We start from the raw sequence: 17,062 nt of genomic DNA, 5'->3' as shown, positions 1-17,062 counted from the left end.
AGCGCGGCGCCGACGGCCAGCCAGTGGCGCGGCGTCCAGTCGCCACGGTCCGGCTGGGGCGCCGCCGCCGGGGGCACGCCGCGTCCGGGGCGGATGGCGTCGAGGTGGACCACCTTGGCCCCATCTGGCGCCCGGGCGCGCTGCTGGTGGCCGCCGCCGTGGCCGTTCGAGACGCTGAAGATGTGGGACCGGCCGGCGGAGCGTTCGCCGCTTTCGCGGCGATGCTGGGCGATGCGGGCGGCCAGCACGGGATCGGCGTGCATGGCCCGCTCGACCGCCGCGCGCGCCGGTTCGGCCAGTTCACCGTGGATGTACGCGATCAGGAGGTCGTCGGAGAATTTCATGCCGGCTACGAGGTTATGAGACCGTGCTCGTCCAGGACGTCGTGCAGCAGCTCCAGGCGGATCACGGGATTGTCGAGCATGAGCATGTGGTGCTTCTGCTGGTTGGGCAGCGGCAGCAGCTCGCACCACCGGTTCGCCACCCAGCCGCAGTCGTCGAGGCGGAACGGCGGCTGCACCGGCCAGCGGTGGCGTGGTACGTCGTGCAGCGAGGACAGCACGCGGTCGAGCGCGTCGGACGCGCCCTGCAGTTCGGACGGCACCTTGACGTCGTGGTCGTCCTCGACCAGTTCGGCCTCGGCCATCCACAGCCCGTTCAGGCGCTGTTCGGCGGTCACCACCGTGAAGCGCGATCCGCCGCGGCACAGCACCTGCAGCAGTCCGGGCGAAGTGGTGGTGGTTTCGGTGACGGAAGCGATGGTGCCGGCGGCGGCGAAGCGCTCCGGCTCGCCATCGGGCTGGCGCACTTCATGCCCATGCGTGAGCAATACCACGCCGAAGGGTGCGTCTTCGGTGAGGCAGCGGCTGATCATGTCGAGGTAGCGGACCTCGAACACCTGCAGCGGCAGCACCCCGTCCGGAAACAGCACCGTACTGAGCGGGAACAAGGGCATGGAAATCGTGGACATGATGTCCATGATGACAGAATCGCAGGCAAACCGGGAGCACGATTGGAGCCCTCATTCGGGCCCCTGCAGCGGCATGGTGCGCACCGCATGGCCGAGCCTGTCCAGCCGCCAGCGCAGCCGGTCCAGCCCCGGGTCCGGCATCGGCACCACGTGCACCCGCAGCACCCCGCCCGGCAGCGCCGGACAGGGAATGTCCCGCTCGCCGGCCTCTTCCACCGGCAGCCGGAACTCGCCGCCCGGCGCCAGCCGCACCGGGCCGAACACCAGCGGCGCCCCGGTGCCATTCCTCAGCAGCAGCACGTCTTCCACGCCCAGGGTCAGGCGCACCACCGCCGGCGCATCCTGGCCGCGCCGCACTTCCAGCGCCAGTTCGTGGCTGTCGCCCCGCACCGGCCACAGCATGCCCCACAGCAGCGCCAGCAGCGCGCCGCCGACCAGGGTCGCAAGCGGCCAGTGCCGCCGCAGGAATGCTCGCGGTTCAGGCAATTGCATAGTGGGAAGGTAAAACGAGGAAGCCCAAACGGTCGCAATGTTGCATCAAGTCAATTTTAGGAGATAATACGTATTGCTGCATGCGCAGGATGGCGTGCGCCTCAACACAGCAAGGATGCGTATCCTACCTGCTTCCGCGCGTTTCCGATCAACCTGCCCCACGGCGCCCTTCGCGCGTACGACCACATGCCGCAGCCCCAGCCATCCGTCCAGCCCAGCCGCATTCCCCTGCCCGGTTCCGGACAGATGCCGCTGCTGCTGGCCCTGCTGGTGCTGCTGGTGACCCTCCTGGTCACGTTCAGCGCCTGGAGCAGCGCCAAGCGCAGCGCCGAAACGCAGCTGCTCGAAACCTTCGACTACCGCACCCGCGACATGGCCTACGGCGTCAGCCGCCGCATGGCGGTGTACGAGCAGGTGCTGCGCGGCGCCCGCGGCTACCTGCGCGGCTCGGTCGAGATCGACCGGCACGACTGGGCCGAGTACTACCAGCTGCTGCGCCTGGACCAATCCTTCCCCGGCATGGAAGCGCTCGGCATCGCCACCATCGTCCCGCACCGGCAACTGGCGGCGCACGAGGCGGCCATGCGGCGCCAGGGCCATCCCGACTACACGGTGCGCCCCGAGGAGCCGCGCGAGACCTATACCGCGATCACCCACATCGAGCCCTTCAGCGGGCGCAACCTGCGCGCCTTCGGCTTCGACATGTTCAGCGAACCGGTGCGCCGCGCCGCCATGGAGCGCGCGCGCGACACCGGCCAGGCGGCCCTGAGCGGCAAGGTGGTGCTGGTCCAGGAAGAGGTGGGGCACGAGGGGCCGGGCCGCCAGCAGGCCGGCACCCTGATGTACCTGCCGGTGTACCGCGACGGCGAGCTGGCCGGCACCGTCGACCAGCGCCGCCGCGCCATCGTCGGCTGGGTCTACGCCCCCTTCCGCATGGACGACCTGATGAAAGGGCTGGGCGGCGCCCACTCGACCGACCTCGAAGTCGAGATCCACGACGGCGATCCGGCCGGCGCCGCCACCTTGCTGTACCGCTCGCCGAACGTGTCAGACCACCCGGCCCGCCTGCGCGCCAGCGCCCAGATCATCCCGGGCGGACGCACCTGGACCATCAGCATGCGCTCCAGCGCCACCCTCGAGAAGAGCCTCGACACCACGCGTCCGCAACTGGTGGCGGTCACCGGCATCGGCCTGAGCTTCCTGATCAGCCTGGTGGTGTGGCTGCTGGCCAGCGAGCGGCGCCGCGCGCTGCAGCTGGCGCATGGCATGACGCTGGAACTGCGCGAGTCGCACGACCGCATCGCCAGCGAGCAGAAACGCATCCAGGTCATCCTCGAGAACGCGCCCGACGCTTTTGTTGCCGTCGATGCGCGCGGCTGCATCACCGACTGGAACGCCCAGGCCAGCCGCCTGTTCGGCTGGAGCGCGGACCAGGCCATCGGCCGCCGGGTGGAAGAGCTGCTGCCCGAGGAAAGCCGGGCTTCCTTCGGCGCCGGCTTCGCGTCCTTCGCGCGCAACGGGCAGTGCCCGATGCTGGGCGCGCCGACCGAACTGCAGGTCGCCGCGCGCGACGGGCGCCGCATCCCGACCGAGGTGACGGTGGCGGCGATGCCGACGGGCGAAGGCTACGGCGCCACCGCGTTCGTGCGCGACATCACGCAGCGCAAGGAAACCGAAGCGCGCGAGCAGCAGCGCCAGCAGGGCCTGATCGAGGCGCGCCAGGCCCTGGCCAGGGCCCAGAAGCTGGAAGCGGTGGGCAAGCTCACCGGCGGCGTGGCGCACGACTTCAACAACATCCTGCACATCATCAGCGCCAACGTGCAGCTGATCCTGCGCGCCGACGCCAGCCACCGCAAGCGCCTGCTCAGCATCCTCGACGCGGTCGAGCGCGGCGCCAAGCTGGCCGGCCAGCTGCTCGCCTTCGCGCGGCGCCAGCCGCTGCACCCGCTCGAAGTGCATGTCGACCAGCTGCTCGAGCGCATGGACAGCCTGGTGCTGCGCGCCGCAGGCGACCAGATCACGCTGGAAAAGCGCATCCCGCCCGGCCTGTGGCCGGTGCTGGTGGACCCGAACCAGCTCGAGAACGTGCTGCTCAACCTGGTGATCAATGCGCGCGACGCGATGGACGGCCAGGGCCGCATCGTGCTGGAACTCGGTAACGCGCAGGTGGAAAACGACGCCGAGCTGGCGCCGGGCGACTACGTGACGGTGGCGGTCGCCGACAGCGGCCACGGCATGCCGCACGAGGTGATGGAACACGCCTTCGAGCCCTTCTTCACCACCAAGCCCGAGGGCAAGGGCACCGGCCTGGGCCTGTCGATGGCGCACGGCTTCGCGCGCCAGAGCGGCGGCGACATCCGCCTGGCGAGCGAGCCGGGCAAGGGCACCACCGTGACGATCTATTTGCCGCGGCACATGGCCACCGCGCCAGTCGCCGTGGCCTGAACGATACGCGAATCGTGCGCGCTTTGGGCGCGTGCTACATTGGGCCGCCTGAACCCCGTCCAGGAGGCCCGAGTGTCTTTTTCCGACAATCAGTCCCTTCAACTTCCGGTCGCGCAGGGCGTGCCCCACACCACCGCCGCCGACAGCACCCTCGCCTTCCTGCGCGAAGGCTACACCTTCTTCCAGCGCCGCTGCGCCGAACTCGACACCGACGTCTTCACCACCCGCCTGCTGGGCCGGCGCGCGGTCTGCGTGAGCGGCCACGAGGCCGCGCGCATGTTCTGGCAGCCGGGCCGTTTCACGCGGCGCGGCGCGATCCCGCCGAGCACCCTGATGCTGCTGCAGGACGCCGGCAGCGCCCAGACCCTCGACGGCGAAGACCACCGCCACCGCAAGGCGATGATGATGTCGCTGCAGACGCCAAGCGACCGCGCGCGCATGGCGACGATCGCGCAGGAAGAATGGCGCGCCCGGGTCGGCGGCTGGCCGGCGCGGCGCCGCGTGCGCCTGTTCGACGAGGCGGAAAGCGTGCTGTGCGCCGCCGCATGCCGCTGGGCCGGCATCCCGTCCCCGCAGGTCGACCATGCGCGCCTGACGCAGGAATTCTCCGCGATGATCGACGGCGCCGGCACCGTGTTCCGGCGCACCATGCAAGGCCTGCTGCTGCGCGGCCGCACCGAGGCCTGGGCCAGGGGCCTGGTCGAGGCGGTGCGCGCCGGGCAGCTGGCGCCGGAGCCCGGCAGCCCGCTGGCCGTGATCGCCCGCCACCGCGACCGCGACGAACGGCAGCTGGGGGCCGACGTCGCCGCCAACGAACTGATCAACGTGCTGCGCCCGGTGGTCGCGGTGGCGCGCTTCATCGCGTTCGGCGCCCTGGCGATGCACGAGTACCCCGAGTGGCGCGCGCGCCTCGCCACCGGCGACGAGGCCACGCTCACCGCGTTCGCCCAGGAGGTGCGGCGCTTCTACCCCTTCTTCCCGGCGGTCGGCGCGCGGGTGCTGGACGCCTTCGACTGGCGCGGCCTGCACTTCGCCGAAGGCACCTGGGTGCTGTTCGACATGTACGGCACCAACCACGACCCGCGGCTGTGGCCGGAGCCACAGCGCTTCAGGCCGGAGCGCTTCATGGGCTGGCAGGGCGACGGCTTCGACCTGGTCGCGCAAGGCGGCGGCGACTACCTGACGGGGCACCGCTGCCCCGGCGAAGCGATGACGGTCGACCTGCTGAAAACGGCGCTGCACCTGCTGGCCTCGGAAGTGGTGTACACGGTGCCGCGCCAGGACCTGAGCGTCAGCCTGGCGCGCATGCCGACCATGCCGGCGAGCGGCTTCCAGATCGAGGTGGCGGCGCCGGTGCGCTGAAGGGAGCGTCGGCAATCAGTCCGTCGCCCCGGCGAAGGCCGGGGCCCAAGCGTGTTAAGCAGCCGCTACGCATGCAGAATTGGGTTCCGGCCTGCGCCGGAACGACGGGCTGACACCAGGAGTTCGTGTATGGGCTGATCAGCGTAGCGTCGGTTCGACCTTGTGCGCGCCGTCATGCGCGCCACTGGCGCCCATGACCCGGCTACGTCCATGCGACTTGGCGTCGTACATGGCCAGGTCGGCCGCCCGCAGCAGGTCCTCGGCATCCGTGCCGTCGTCCGGGAACAGCGCGATGCCCAGGCTGCCCGAGATGCGGTGCACCAGGCCGCCGTCCTCGAAAGGCTGGTTCAGCTGGAACAGGATGTTCTCCGCCACCTTGCCGGCATCGAGCAGGCTCGCGCAGCGCGGCAGCAGCACCACGAATTCGTCGCCGCCGACGCGGGCCAGGGTGTCGGCTTCGCGCAGGCCGGCGCGCAGGCGCCGCGCCACCAGCTGCAGCAGCCGGTCGCCCGCCGCGTGGCCGTGGGTGTCGTTGACCGGCTTGAACTTGTCGAGGTCGAAGTAGATCAGCGCCACCTTGTGCCCGTCCCGGCTGGCCGTGCGGATCGCCTGGCGCAGGCGGTCGCCCAGCAGCACGCGGTTCGGCAGGCCGGTCAGCGCATCCTCGTGCGCCATGCGGCGCATGCGCGCTTCTTCGAGCTTGCGCGCGTCGATGTTGGAGAAGGTACCCACCATGCGCATCGGCTGGCCCAGCTCGTCGCGTTCGCTGACGGTGCCGCGCGCATCGATCCAGCTCCACTCGCCATTGCGCTTGCGCACCCGGAACTCGGCCGCGAAGTCCGGGCTGCGTCCGGCCAGGTGGCTGCGCAACTGGGCGCGCAACTGCGGCAGGTCTTCGTGGTGGACGATGGCGTCGAGCGCGCTGCCGTACCACGAGATCACCGCGCGCTCGGTATCAAGGATCATCTGGGCGCGCGCCGACAGCGTGGCCAGGCCGGTGACGACGTCGCAGTCCCACACACCGTCGCCGGTGGCGGTGAGCGCCAGCTTCCAGCGCGCCTCGGCGGCGGCCAGCGCCTTGAGGGCGCGGCGGCGGCGCTCGGTGGCGCCGAGCGCCGCCCAGCCCAGCAGGGTGAGCACGAAGGACACGGCCGCGCCGACCCAGACCAGGGCATCGCGCTGCTGGGCGAAGCGCGCCTGGGCATCCTGCACGGCTTCGCCGACCGCCACCGCCATGCCGTAGTCGGGCAGCTTGTGCCAGGCATAGAAGCGCTCGATCCCGTCGAACTGGCTGGCCCGGCGCGTGCTGCCCGTCAGCGGTCCGTTCGGCGGATCCGGGTTGTCCTTCAGGACCACGCCCATGCCATGGCTGGCGCTGCCGCGGATGCTGCGCGCGATCACGGCGCCGTCGGTGCGGATCAGCAACACCGAGGCCTGGGGCCCCAGGTCGATGTCCTCGTAAAAGCGCACGAAGTAGTCGGGCGAGACTGCGGCGATGATCACACCCTGCAGCCGTCCCTGCGCGTCGCGGATCGGGCGGCTGAACTGCACCGCCCAGGCATCGGTGAGCCTGCAGATCACCGGCCGGCTGACGTGGATGCGGTCGTCGCCGATGTCGAGGTGGGCCCGGTAGCCGGGCGCGTCGCTCAGGTCCAGCCCGGTGTGCGAGGGGCCGGCATTGGTGTAGGCGATCTTCCCGTTCGCGTCGAGCACGGTGATGAACATCGGCACCCGCTGGCGCAGGTAGCGCGCGTTCTCGCCCACCATCCGGGTGAAGCCGTCGCGGTCGCGCTGCCAGGTGGAGCGCAGCTGGATCAACGACAGGTCGACGATGCCGACGGTGGCGCGCACCTCCTCGGCGAAGACATGCGCGTAGTTGCGCAGGTCGCGCATGCTGCCGGCCTGGGCGATCGAGGCGAAGCGCGCCTGCTCCACCGCCACCAGCCCCCAAACCACGGGCAGCATGAGGGCCAGGTAGATGGCGAGGTCGCGCAGCACCCGCGGACGAAACAGGTTCGCCAGGCGCGCGCGCAACGAGGACTTGTTGGTGGGGGAAGACGTGGTCATGGACGACGGAGTGCGGCAATCGCTAGCTGGCAGATGGAGGCGAAGCCGGGCGTCTTGCTCGCGCCCGCAAAATTCATGGATCGCGCCCGTCGTGAACGCATCCATTATACATACAGTTTCCTGCGAGCACTTACTGTTGACTTAAAATATGACGATTTTAAGCACCATCCTTTGCGAAGAAAGGATATTTCATACAGAACATCGGAATGAAATAATATTTCATCAACAGATCGGTGCGCGGCCTGTCTTGACGCATGCTAGAGTGACAGCATGAAACCGTTTTATAACGCGGCAGGCGTGCTGGCGCTGGCGCTGGGCTTTCTCGGGCTGTTCCTGCCCCTGCTGCCGACCACGCCCTTCCTGCTGCTGGCCTCCTGGTGCTTCGCGCGGGGTTCGGATCGCCTGCACCGCTGGCTGCTGTCGCACCGCGTATTCGGCGAATACCTGCGCAATTTCGAAGCCGGCCGCGGCATCCCGCTGAAGGCCAAGATCCTCGCCACGACCATGCTGTGGTGTTCGCTGCTGCTGGCGATGCGCCGCTTCGACAGTCCCCTGATTCCCGTCCTGCTGGCGCTCACGGGCGCCGGCGTCAGCATTTACCTGTGGCGCTTCCTGCCGACCCTGCGCCTCGACCGCCGCCCCGGGCAAGGCTAGCGGTCTCCCGTCGCGTTCAGGAGCAACTGCGCCTGAGCCGCCCCTGGTCATCGGCCGGATAGCTCAGCAGGATGGTGTCGGCGCGCTGGCCCGGCATCCAGGCCATCTCCACGTCGCCCGAGCGCGACGCGAACAGGTGCGGGCCGACCTCTTCCAGCTGCACGCGCCTCCGCTTGTCGAACTCGGCGATGAGCCGCTGGTCCAGGTGGATCAGGTCGAGCCGATGGCCGTTGGACAGGGCGTAGCTGCCGGCGACTTCGTCGGCCAACTGGGTGCCGGTGGAAATGCGCCCACTGGGCGCACCCATGGCCTCGCGCTGGGCGGTGATGTTGACCTTGCCCTGCGGGCTGCACTGGGCGGCGGCCGCAAGCGGCGCGGCCAGCAGCAAGGCGGCCGCGACAAGTAAATGGTAGCTGCGCATGATGTCTCCTCGTGATGGATCGAATGGCAGCCGCGCCACGGCGGCCGTCCAAAGGGTCAGACCGCAAATTCATGGGGCTAGTCCATCGCACATGGGGAAGGCATTGAGCGCGATCAAAGACATGGCGGATTGCAGGCGATCGCGGATAATGAAAGCCTCATCAGTCAAGGCCCAGCACATGGAAATTCAGTTCCTCGGCACCTCGTCCGGCGTACCGACCCGGTCGCGCAACATGACGGCGATCGCGATTCGCACGCGCGGCGCCCGGCACTGGTCGCTGGTCGACTGCGCGGAAGGCACGCAGCACCGCCTGCTGCGCACGAACTTGTCGCCGATGAGCCTGCGCGCGATCTTCATCACCCACCTGCACGGCGACCACTGCTACGGCCTGCCCGGCCTGCTGGCCAGCGCCGGCATGCTCGGCCGCACGGAAGCATTGCGCATCGTCGGACCGCCGCCGCTGCGCGGGATGATCGAGTGCATCATGGAAGCGACGCAGCTGACCCTGCCCTACCCCATCGACTGGGTGGCGATCGCGGACCTGGCGCACACCGACGTCCTGCCCGACCTGCGGGTGCGCGCCACCCGGCTCTCGCACCGGATCGATTCGTATGCCTACAGCTTCACGGAGGCGGCGGTGGAGCGCAAACTCGACATCGGCAAGCTGAAGGCCGGGGGCATTCCGTCCGGCCCGGCCTGGGGCGAGATCCAGCAGGGGCGCAACGTGGTGCTGGACGATGGCCGCGCCGTGGTGGCAGAGCAGTTCCTGCTGCCGCCGCGCAGGTCGCGCAAGGTGATCATCGGGGGCGACAACGATACGCCCGAGCTGCTGGCGCTTGACGCGGCAAGCGCGGACGTGCTGGTGCACGAGGCGACCTATACGGAAGCGATCCTGCGCAAGGTGGGGCCGGGGCCGCAGCACAGCTCGGCCGCGATGGTGGCGCGCGTGGCGCAGCAGGCCTCGGTGCCGAACCTGATCCTGACCCACTTCAGCCCGCGCTACCTGGACCCCAGGCAGGGCGATGAGGGAAACGCCAATGTCCTGACGCTGGACGACATCGAGCGCGAGGCGCGTGAGTACTACACCGGCACCCTGGCCCTGGCGCGCGACTTCGCGAGCTACGAGCTCAGGAAGGATGGCAGCTTGCATCCGCTTCCTTGAGCTCGGGCTACAATCGTCCCATGCCCAAAAAGACGCCCATCTTCCCCGGACCGAATACCGCACGCGGCGCCGTGCTCGCCGTGCTGCTGTCGAACGAAGACCAGCTGGGTAGCGAGCCGCTGCGCGGCCGCATCACCCTGGCCGCCATCGTCCGCGCGCTCAAGCGCAAGTACCACTGGCCGATCGAGACCGAGAGCTTTCCGTCGAATAGGGCGGACGGGCGCGCGACCTGGGCGACGGTGTACAGCTTGCCGGCCGAGGTGATCGCGAAAGCGCTGAACGCCGGCGGGCGCGATTGGCTGCGGAGCCGGAAGGCGAGCTCAGCTGGTGATCAAGACATGTAGTCATGTAGGCACATCTGCGAGGCGACATTGAAAGCGAAAACAAGACTCCTTGCAGGAATCCTGATCGGCATCCTGGCTTGTGAGGCGCGCGCCGCTACGGAGTCGAATTCCGGCAAGCCCTCGCTACGCACGGTAGATGCCGACACACTCCTGGCCTGGAAAATCGACGCATGGGCTGGAGATGCCGAAAAACAGGAACACCTTGCCGAACTGCTGCTTGACCCACGTGCGCGTGTAAAAAAAGCCGAGCGCTCCGAGGGAGTCCACTTCTTGCTCCGGGCGGCGACGAGCGGCCGCCGCAAATCCATGCTGCAGCTCGCGGATGCACTGGACAAAGGCAGCTTCGGATTCAAGAAGCTTCCTGCCGCCGCACATTGCTGGGCAGGTACGCCCGCCGATTTCGACACGCGCCTCGCATGCCTCAGCGTGACGGATTTGCGAGCCCCCCGCGACCGGGTTCCTTGCAGGGACTTGCGCGTTCTACGCGAAGGAATTCCGGCCGACAAGAAGAATGCGGCGACGATGGCCAGGCTTTGCTTGGCGAACAAGACTCCTGCTTTTCTCGTCCCAGGACCACCGCCGGGCAGGGATGCCGACGAACGTTGGCGCTTGTATGCGCAGCACGGCATCGAGTGGGTAGTGACCGGAGACGTCTACGAAGCCGAATTCGAGAAGTACCGTGATGAGTTCAATTCGGCCACTCTGGCGGGGATTGAGGCGGAGCGTGGCAAGGGATACATGAAGAAGCTGTCTGAGGATATCGAGGCGCGGATGTCGAGACGATATCAAAGCAAAAATAAATTACTGTCAAGCTAGAGGGCACGAGGAAATTCTCGTGAAATACATGTCCACTAACCTATATGGCAGCGTCACGTCTTTGATCGTGAATAGATCCAGCTGGTTCGCCGCACAAATGTAACGCTAAACCTGTTCACTGCGCATAGCTGTGCCGCGCACGCTTTGGTCACCCTTCGTGCGACGGCGACTGTACTGCACTTATTGAGAATCAAATCCGCCCAAAATTGGTGACGGTCGCTGTCAATGTCGCGCCGCAACTAGTCCGATGACCGTCGTACGCAACGGGAATACCGCCAATGGTGTGATTTGGATCACCCTCGGTAATAGTACCGTCCCCATGGAGTGGACAAGTGCATTTGTCGCCAACCCGAGCCACAGCAATGCCGCCAACCGTGAAATGGGTGGCAGCTACAGTGACTACGCTACCGCCGTGACTCGTCGGATCGTTCAGACGAGCGATATTGCGCATGATTGCCTTTCGTAGTGTCACTACCGACTAGCGCCGTCAATGGCACACTATTCATTTCGGAGGGAGCCTACGGTTACGCTAACCTAGGCTAGTGTTTGCCTGCTAACTGCCGTCCTCTGTAACCTTGGTTCCAGCCGCTCGGGTAAATAATGATTTCTATGCGTGCCCCGTAGGGTAAGCGGATCGTCCGAAAGAACCATCACACGTTCTGCTCGTCGAAACCGACGAGCTTCCATACGGCTGGCATGTGGCGCTTTCGCTCCCCAAAAAATCTTTGCCAGAGCCCCGACTTGCTATCCAACTGGGCATGGGGCACGGGCTCACCGGCCCTGAGCAAGCGCTTAGCGTGGCGATCGGTGCTTTTACTTTCAGTGCATTCCCACCACCCAGTTTGGGGACAGATTTCACCTGTACGGGCCACACTCCCGAGCGGTGTCTGCCGCGTTGCGGCCGTGGTTGCTGTGGCGTCGCTCGGCCGACGGACGCGGATTGTGCTGATCAGTTTATCCCACAGCGCCAGCGCTTCCTCATCCGTTATACTCGGGTTGACGCTGGCCTTGCGGTTGTCTTTTACCCCCGAGTCAAGCCGGATATCAAGCTCAGGTTGCAAGGAATCATGCACGGCCCCTGCGCTATGAAACCGGAACTCATGTACTGCCTTATCGTCTTTGTAGACGGGCGTCACTAGCGCCATCTCCTCACCCTTCCATCCTTCTAGTTGAAGCGCTCCCTGACGCAATATTTTCGCACGTGCGAAGACTGCCCCTAGACCAGCATCTTCAGCTGCTAGCCTTGCCTGCTCTCGCAAGATACTCGGACTACTCCTATTTGCCAAAAACTCTTGGTTCTTATGAACATCGACAGAGATATGCACGTCGGGGAATTCTTGCAACCGGATACCGACTGTCGCCCGTTCGTACTCTTGTTCGAGCGGGATAAAGCCCCCTTCTATACACGATCCCGGCTCAGCAGGTATCTCGTCTTGCGCACGTGGTCGAAGATGGCTTGCTATTGCATTAAAGTTGGTAACGATCTCGTTATCAGGAAGGATTGAATCAATATACTGAACAAATAGGTCTTCTCCTGCCGGAATAAAAGAATGAACGGCATAACCAACTTGATCTTTTGAGCCGAACACGATTTTCTGCCCTGGTCTCACGCCATCGATTACTTTCCCAAATAAAGGCAGTCGAGGAATATCCGTCTTGAGCAGAAATTGGCGCTCGTTCTCGACTTCCGCCAAACGTGCAGACAAGTGTTCAGCCACTTTATCACCCTGTCCGGCAAAATATTCGATGGATGTTCCTACCTGGGCGGGCCCATAGACGACGACCGCCGTCGAAGGCACGTGCATCACAAAGCGGCCAAAACACACGGTCCGCGTCTTCTCGAACAGTGGCTCCAATCGGGAAGATAAGGTAGTCATAGAGTTCCGTTCCGAAAATTTAGTGTCACGCTGACATCCACTAAGTAGAGCTGAAACTATTAAAACCGTTACAAAGAACGCTCGGCGTGCCTTAGAGTCGATTGTTCTCATTATTTTGTCCATTTCATTGTCGAGGCAATTTGAAACAAACTATAGAGTGTAGCGGCGAGCACCGCTGAATCGGCATAGCTTGCCTGATGCTCATATCCTATTTGGCGGAAAATTCCCTTAAATTTACCGCTTCGAAGTTGCGCGTCCGCAGAATGTAGCGGTACTGTTTGATCTCTAGGTTCCACAGGATCGAGTAGAGTTGCCCCGACTAAGGTAGAAACTTTTCCCGTCCCAATTGATAGGGTCGGATCAACCAAAGCTAGCTTCCCTTTTTCGCTATCAGCACTAATCTTGAGCCGCCTTATATCTTGTACTCTTGCACCCTCATCAATCTGCCAAACGACCTTATGCCAAGCAGGGCCCGCAGGGTCGGCACCGTAATGTGCGTAACTTTGATCATGATAAGTATCGGCAATCATATTGTGAAAATTTCTTGCCCTGTCCAGTAGAGCACACGTCTTCTCAAAACCAGCCTCCGGTTCTCTTGCCGGATTAAGCCACTCCTCTCGCAGTAGGCCATACCATTTTCCACGTACCTTATAAATCTCTTCGTAAGGATCACCGTTCTCTGGCAAGCTCATAAGCAAATTTCCCTTCTGCTTAGCTTGCAGCCAATGATTACCGTAGGCCTGATTTGGCAGCAATTCCAATCCGCCTTGGGCGTTGGCAAGCACTGCAGTAACATCTGGTCCGATCCGACCTAATATTTTTGCGCCTATACCATTGCCTTCGAATCCGCAACGTATGCGCTTGTAAGCAGTACCGGCTCCTATGGCTGGCATCACGCCATGTACTACCCCCAACACTTTGCTATTAAGGTTCCCTATATCCGGGTGGAGTACCGCACGCGCTACCAACCCTCCCATTGAGTGAGTAACCAAAATAACTTTTTCACATTCAAAACCTTGCTCTAGATAACTCGCCATTAGTGCCGTGATCCGCTTAGCTATCGTTATACCCGCCACTGCGTTACTTTGTAACCAGTTATAACCCATTGCATGAACTGGGAACCAACAACCTTTAACCGTGTCACGAATCGTCTTTTTGTCGAGCTCTTTCAAAATCGGTGTTGAATGCGCTTGCCATTTTAATGGAGAAACACCTGCTACAAACTTGCTCAAATAGGTATCTAAACTTCCGTTTGAAAAGGCGGCATTTAATCGAACTTCGCAAAGAGAAAGAATTTGGCTGTAGCTGCTGAAGTAAATCTCTCCCCACCCACGCTCGCGCGCCTTCTGGCTTTTTGTTTTTGGACATGGGGTGCCGGGATGATCATTCTGCAACAGAGGACCATCGAGACGCTTGAATGGGTTGTAGACTGCAGAGAAGTGTACCGAGTCGTTTCTCTGGTCAGCCGTTTCATTCGGGTCTCCAGTTGGGTTCCTTTGCGGATCATAGATATCGACTTCTGTAGTTTTAGGATCTAAACGCAGTTGTCTCTCGCTGGCACTATCGTCGGACTGGCGGATCGTTACATTGAGATTGTCCGGTCGCCACGCAATATTGTTTTTGGTACCTAAGCGCTGCTGCCGGGCAGTACTCATCCGCAAGTTCGACCCCATGATCCCAGGTATGAATATGATTGGCAGCACGCGTTTAGGCGGAATGCTTTGCATCTGCGGAACGCGGTCTTGCTTGGGAGTGACGAATCCTTGCGCGATAGTACCTTGTTGCTGCCCTGGATTAACCGGGAGCTTGTAACCCGTTAGCTTGCCATCTGCCATGTCCACTCCGCCATGTAGCCGTTTTAATTCAAACAAAATCAGTCGTAGAGCGCCTCGATAGTGAAATGACCGAACGGGATCTCGGACTTGAGTATTTGCGTGACGCCTTCGGCGTCGGTCTGACCTTCTAGGATCTGACCATCTTCCATCGTCGCTCGATAGCGCTGGTTGGCCAGCGGCTCTCCAGTCGTAAGGTCAACCATTCGAACCCGCTGGTCGTGCGCGACTGCGCTCTCCGGCAGTCGCATGGCTATTGGCTCGCCATCGCCAGCACCAGGAAACTCGGCTTTGGCAGACTTTACCAAGAAGCTGCCAGTGCATTGATGGGTAATGCCACCGCCGCCAAATGTCGCCTGCGCCCCTCTAGAGACCAGAGTGATTTGCGGTGCCTGCATGACAATTTCCTCGGACGCGACAAGGACAATGCGTTTTGCCGAAGTAATTTCGACATTGTCTTCATGCGCTTGGACCTCGACCTTCCCCTTGGCAGCAGTGAGCTTCGCTCCGAGCGCATGAGCGAAGATACTGATGCTATGCAACGCATGAAGGATCAGCTTTCGCCCCGACGAAACTTGTGTGTTACCAACACTGATGACATCCACATTTGTCTGAGCGCCGATCGAAATTCCAGCCCGGCTGCCCAGCAGCATGCCAGCCGGCGCTTCGACCGCGACGATCGGCTGGCCTCCCGCTGTCCCTGCCGCCGCCCCAGCGGTGTTACTACCCTGCTCCCATTGCTTCAGGTGGCCGCACACCTGTGCAAGCGACTCATCGGTCGCAGCGTCGCTCTCATGAGTCTTGGCCAGTTGGGCTACCTGTTTTTGTATGTTGACGAGCGCTTCGGCCAAGCCAGATAGTCCATCACGATCGAGCTGGCGCCCTGCGGCTCGTAATGACGCGTCTGCACTAATGAGTACGCCCTGTCCTCCTCGCAGCGACAATGCGGCGTCCGTACGTAGCTCAGCCCCTTCGCCGCGCGGCTCGGCTTTACCCTCATGCCGCGGATGGGTCAGGTAGCCAAGGTTGAGTTGGCTGTGTCCGTGCTCGCTCTCCAGTTGAGCACTGATCTGACCAGGGGTGTCATCCATTCGCAGTTGGTTGGAGCGGCACGAACCTCCCTCCTTGCTGACGATCCCGGATAAATGTTTGTCCCCCGGCAGGCGGCTGATATGGCTAAAGGCTGGCGGCGGCGTATTGACTCCGTGGACGCTCCCGATGATCAACGGCTTGTCGGGGTCGCCCCCAAGAAAAATGACAAGGACTTCGTCTCCTACGCGCGGCAGGGAAATCGCGCCATGCCTGTTACTTGCCCACCCAGAGGCAACTCGAATCCAGGCCGAGTCGCGATCACTATCTGATGCCCCTGCCCCTTGTGCATGCTCATGGTCTTGCGGCCGGCATGCGGGAAAACGGACTTTAACCCGTCCCATCGCATCGCAATGGATCTCGTGATTAATGGGACCTACGACGATCGCTGTTTGCGGTTCCGTGCGAGGCAGTTCAGTGCGTGCATCATACGGGGGCACAATCGGGATTCCTCGTCGCACGCATGTAAAACGGTTCGTGTAACGCATGCCGCGTTCGTCGTTAGCCCTTAGTAGTCCCGGACGGTCATTGTCCCAGGGCAAACAGTCGGTGAACTTGATCGTCCAACGTCTTCGGAAGATTGTTCTCAGCTTTGACATGCAGTTCGGTGCACACGAATTCCCGGTCGTGCGGTGGATGGACGTCAATCTCGGGATGGCCGTCCACGCGCCGCCATTGGCCGACCCGCATCTCGCGATCACCGCTCTCTCCTTGGAAGAATTTGGCTTCGTATTCCTTTCGCTGCATGCGCAGCACTACTAGCGACCGGTAGTCTCGGGCATCATCACCGGCATGTGGAGAGTCGACAAGATACTCGTCTAAAGTAGCGGCAAACTGGTTGCCGAGCTGGCCTTGGTTGTTCAGGCTCGTCTCCTCGCCGCTCATCGACCAGGCCTGTGCATAATCCCAGCTGTGCCGGCTAACGCGGCCAGCGGTCATCTTTCGCACTGCATGCCAAGCAGTGATGCTGTCGCGTTCTTCCGTAGCGTGGTCCCGATGGTAGCGTGCTGGACCCGCCGCATTCTCCTTGATGGACGCTGGATCGTCGAACAATACAAGCGTGTGAACTGGTGTTTCGTCGCTGCCCTGGCCAGTTGCCTTTCCAGCCTCAATAAACCATCCGATACCCCGCCGCTTCCAAAGGCGGTGCAGGAACGCCGCATCAGATTCGTTGTACTGCATAGTGAATTCGCGCGGTGGGTATTTCTTCAAGTTGCGTAGTTCGAAGCGAAATGCGCGCGCAGCAACCGGATTAGCGCGGCACCACTCACGCAAGATGATGTCAGTGATATCGACTTCGTTCGCGTTGCGAAATACACGAGTGTTGCAAGTCTCCCCCAGCAGCGAGAACGCATCACGGACGATAAGCTGGTAAGTGGCAAGCCCACCATCACTCTGCCCTTCCGCGACACCTATAGTGGATCCACCTTTTGAGACAGCGACCACGGGGTAGTTTAAGCTGTTGTCCGCGAAAGGATGACAGCAAATGGGTGAAGCAAAGAAACGCAAGGTGCACACGGCAGAATTCAAG

General features: G+C 63.0%; 15 protein-coding genes and 1 pseudogene. 6 read left to right on the top strand and 10 right to left on the bottom strand.

The window, feature by feature from the left end:
- The 3 genes and pseudogenes from ACK4S9_RS22045 to ACK4S9_RS22035 form a co-directional block, all read right to left on the bottom strand.
- Nucleotides 1-344: pseudogene (locus ACK4S9_RS22045) on the bottom strand (hypothetical protein); the annotation flags it as partial.
- A gap of 5 nt (nt 345-349) precedes the next feature.
- The gene (locus tag ACK4S9_RS22040) at nt 350-970 is read right to left on the bottom strand and encodes an LON peptidase substrate-binding domain-containing protein (RefSeq protein ID WP_051306744.1); all 621 of its coding nucleotides are present in this window, start codon (nt 968-970) and stop codon (nt 350-352) included.
- A 51-nt stretch (nt 971-1,021) separates the two neighbouring features.
- Nucleotides 1,022-1,462 (bottom strand): hypothetical protein, encoded by a 441-nt coding sequence (locus ACK4S9_RS22035; RefSeq protein ID WP_409729895.1) that lies wholly within the window; start codon nt 1,460-1,462, stop codon nt 1,022-1,024.
- A 186-nt stretch (nt 1,463-1,648) separates the two neighbouring features.
- Here ACK4S9_RS22035 and ACK4S9_RS22030 point away from each other — a divergent pair, with 186 nt between their 5' ends.
- A complete protein-coding gene (locus ACK4S9_RS22030) occupies nt 1,649-3,907 on the top strand; it encodes a CHASE domain-containing protein (RefSeq protein WP_409729894.1) in 2,259 nt (752 codons plus the stop codon).
- A 120-nt stretch (nt 3,908-4,027) separates the two neighbouring features.
- A complete protein-coding gene (locus ACK4S9_RS22025) occupies nt 4,028-5,269 on the top strand; it encodes a cytochrome P450 (RefSeq protein ID WP_409729892.1) in 1,242 nt (413 codons plus the stop codon).
- 138 nt (nt 5,270-5,407) lie between these two features.
- Here the strand turns inward: ACK4S9_RS22025 and ACK4S9_RS22020 are convergent, their stop codons facing one another.
- Nucleotides 5,408-7,336 (bottom strand): diguanylate cyclase domain-containing protein, encoded by a 1,929-nt coding sequence (locus tag ACK4S9_RS22020; RefSeq protein ID WP_409729890.1) that lies wholly within the window; start codon nt 7,334-7,336, stop codon nt 5,408-5,410.
- 270 nt (nt 7,337-7,606) lie between these two features.
- On the opposite strand from ACK4S9_RS22020, the gene ACK4S9_RS22015 reads away from it, so the two are divergent.
- Entirely contained in the window at nt 7,607-7,990 is a 384-nt protein-coding gene (locus ACK4S9_RS22015; protein ID WP_409729888.1) for a YbaN family protein, read from the top strand.
- Nucleotides 7,991-8,006: 16 nt separating this feature from the next.
- Here ACK4S9_RS22015 and ACK4S9_RS22010 read toward each other — a convergent pair whose 3' ends face one another.
- Nucleotides 8,007-8,411, bottom strand: a complete 405-nt coding sequence (locus ACK4S9_RS22010) for a hypothetical protein (RefSeq protein WP_409729886.1) — start codon at nt 8,409-8,411, stop codon at nt 8,007-8,009.
- Between the two features lie 148 nt (nt 8,412-8,559).
- On the opposite strand from ACK4S9_RS22010, the gene ACK4S9_RS22005 reads away from it, so the two are divergent.
- The 3 genes from ACK4S9_RS22005 to ACK4S9_RS21995 are packed head-to-tail and all read left to right on the top strand — an operon-like array spanning nt 8,560 to nt 10,733.
- A complete protein-coding gene (locus tag ACK4S9_RS22005; protein ID WP_409729885.1) occupies nt 8,560-9,573 on the top strand; it encodes an MBL fold metallo-hydrolase in 1,014 nt (337 codons plus the stop codon).
- A 20-nt stretch (nt 9,574-9,593) separates the two neighbouring features.
- Nucleotides 9,594-9,917 carry a hypothetical protein gene (locus ACK4S9_RS22000; RefSeq protein WP_409729883.1) on the top strand — a complete coding sequence of 108 codons (324 nt, stop codon included), beginning with the start codon at nt 9,594-9,596 and terminating at the stop codon, nt 9,915-9,917.
- Between the two features lie 27 nt (nt 9,918-9,944).
- Nucleotides 9,945-10,733, top strand: a complete 789-nt coding sequence (locus ACK4S9_RS21995) for a hypothetical protein (RefSeq protein ID WP_409729881.1) — start codon at nt 9,945-9,947, stop codon at nt 10,731-10,733.
- Nucleotides 10,734-10,923: 190 nt separating this feature from the next.
- Here the strand turns inward: ACK4S9_RS21995 and ACK4S9_RS21990 are convergent, their stop codons facing one another.
- From ACK4S9_RS21990 to ACK4S9_RS21970, 5 genes are all read right to left on the bottom strand, one after another.
- Nucleotides 10,924-11,184, bottom strand: a complete 261-nt coding sequence (locus tag ACK4S9_RS21990) for a PAAR domain-containing protein (protein WP_409729879.1) — start codon at nt 11,182-11,184, stop codon at nt 10,924-10,926.
- Between the two features lie 199 nt (nt 11,185-11,383).
- Entirely contained in the window at nt 11,384-12,610 is a 1,227-nt protein-coding gene (locus tag ACK4S9_RS21985) for a T6SS immunity protein Tli4 family protein (protein WP_409729878.1), read from the bottom strand.
- 110 nt (nt 12,611-12,720) lie between these two features.
- Nucleotides 12,721-14,445 carry an esterase/lipase family protein gene (locus tag ACK4S9_RS21980; protein ID WP_409729877.1) on the bottom strand — a complete coding sequence of 575 codons (1,725 nt, stop codon included), beginning with the start codon at nt 14,443-14,445 and terminating at the stop codon, nt 12,721-12,723.
- A 38-nt stretch (nt 14,446-14,483) separates the two neighbouring features.
- The gene (locus tag ACK4S9_RS21975; protein WP_409729875.1) at nt 14,484-16,019 is read right to left on the bottom strand and encodes a DUF2345 domain-containing protein; all 1,536 of its coding nucleotides are present in this window, start codon (nt 16,017-16,019) and stop codon (nt 14,484-14,486) included.
- A gap of 37 nt (nt 16,020-16,056) precedes the next feature.
- The coding region (locus tag ACK4S9_RS21970; protein WP_409729874.1) for a phage late control D family protein at nt 16,057-17,062 on the bottom strand (1,006 nt) is incomplete at its 5' end.

This window comes from Massilia sp., assembly GCF_046293535.1.
Classification (GTDB): domain Bacteria; phylum Pseudomonadota; class Gammaproteobacteria; order Burkholderiales; family Burkholderiaceae_D; genus Telluria.
Note: the sequence above shows the minus strand (reverse complement) of the source record. Positions and strands in the feature narration are given on the sequence as shown.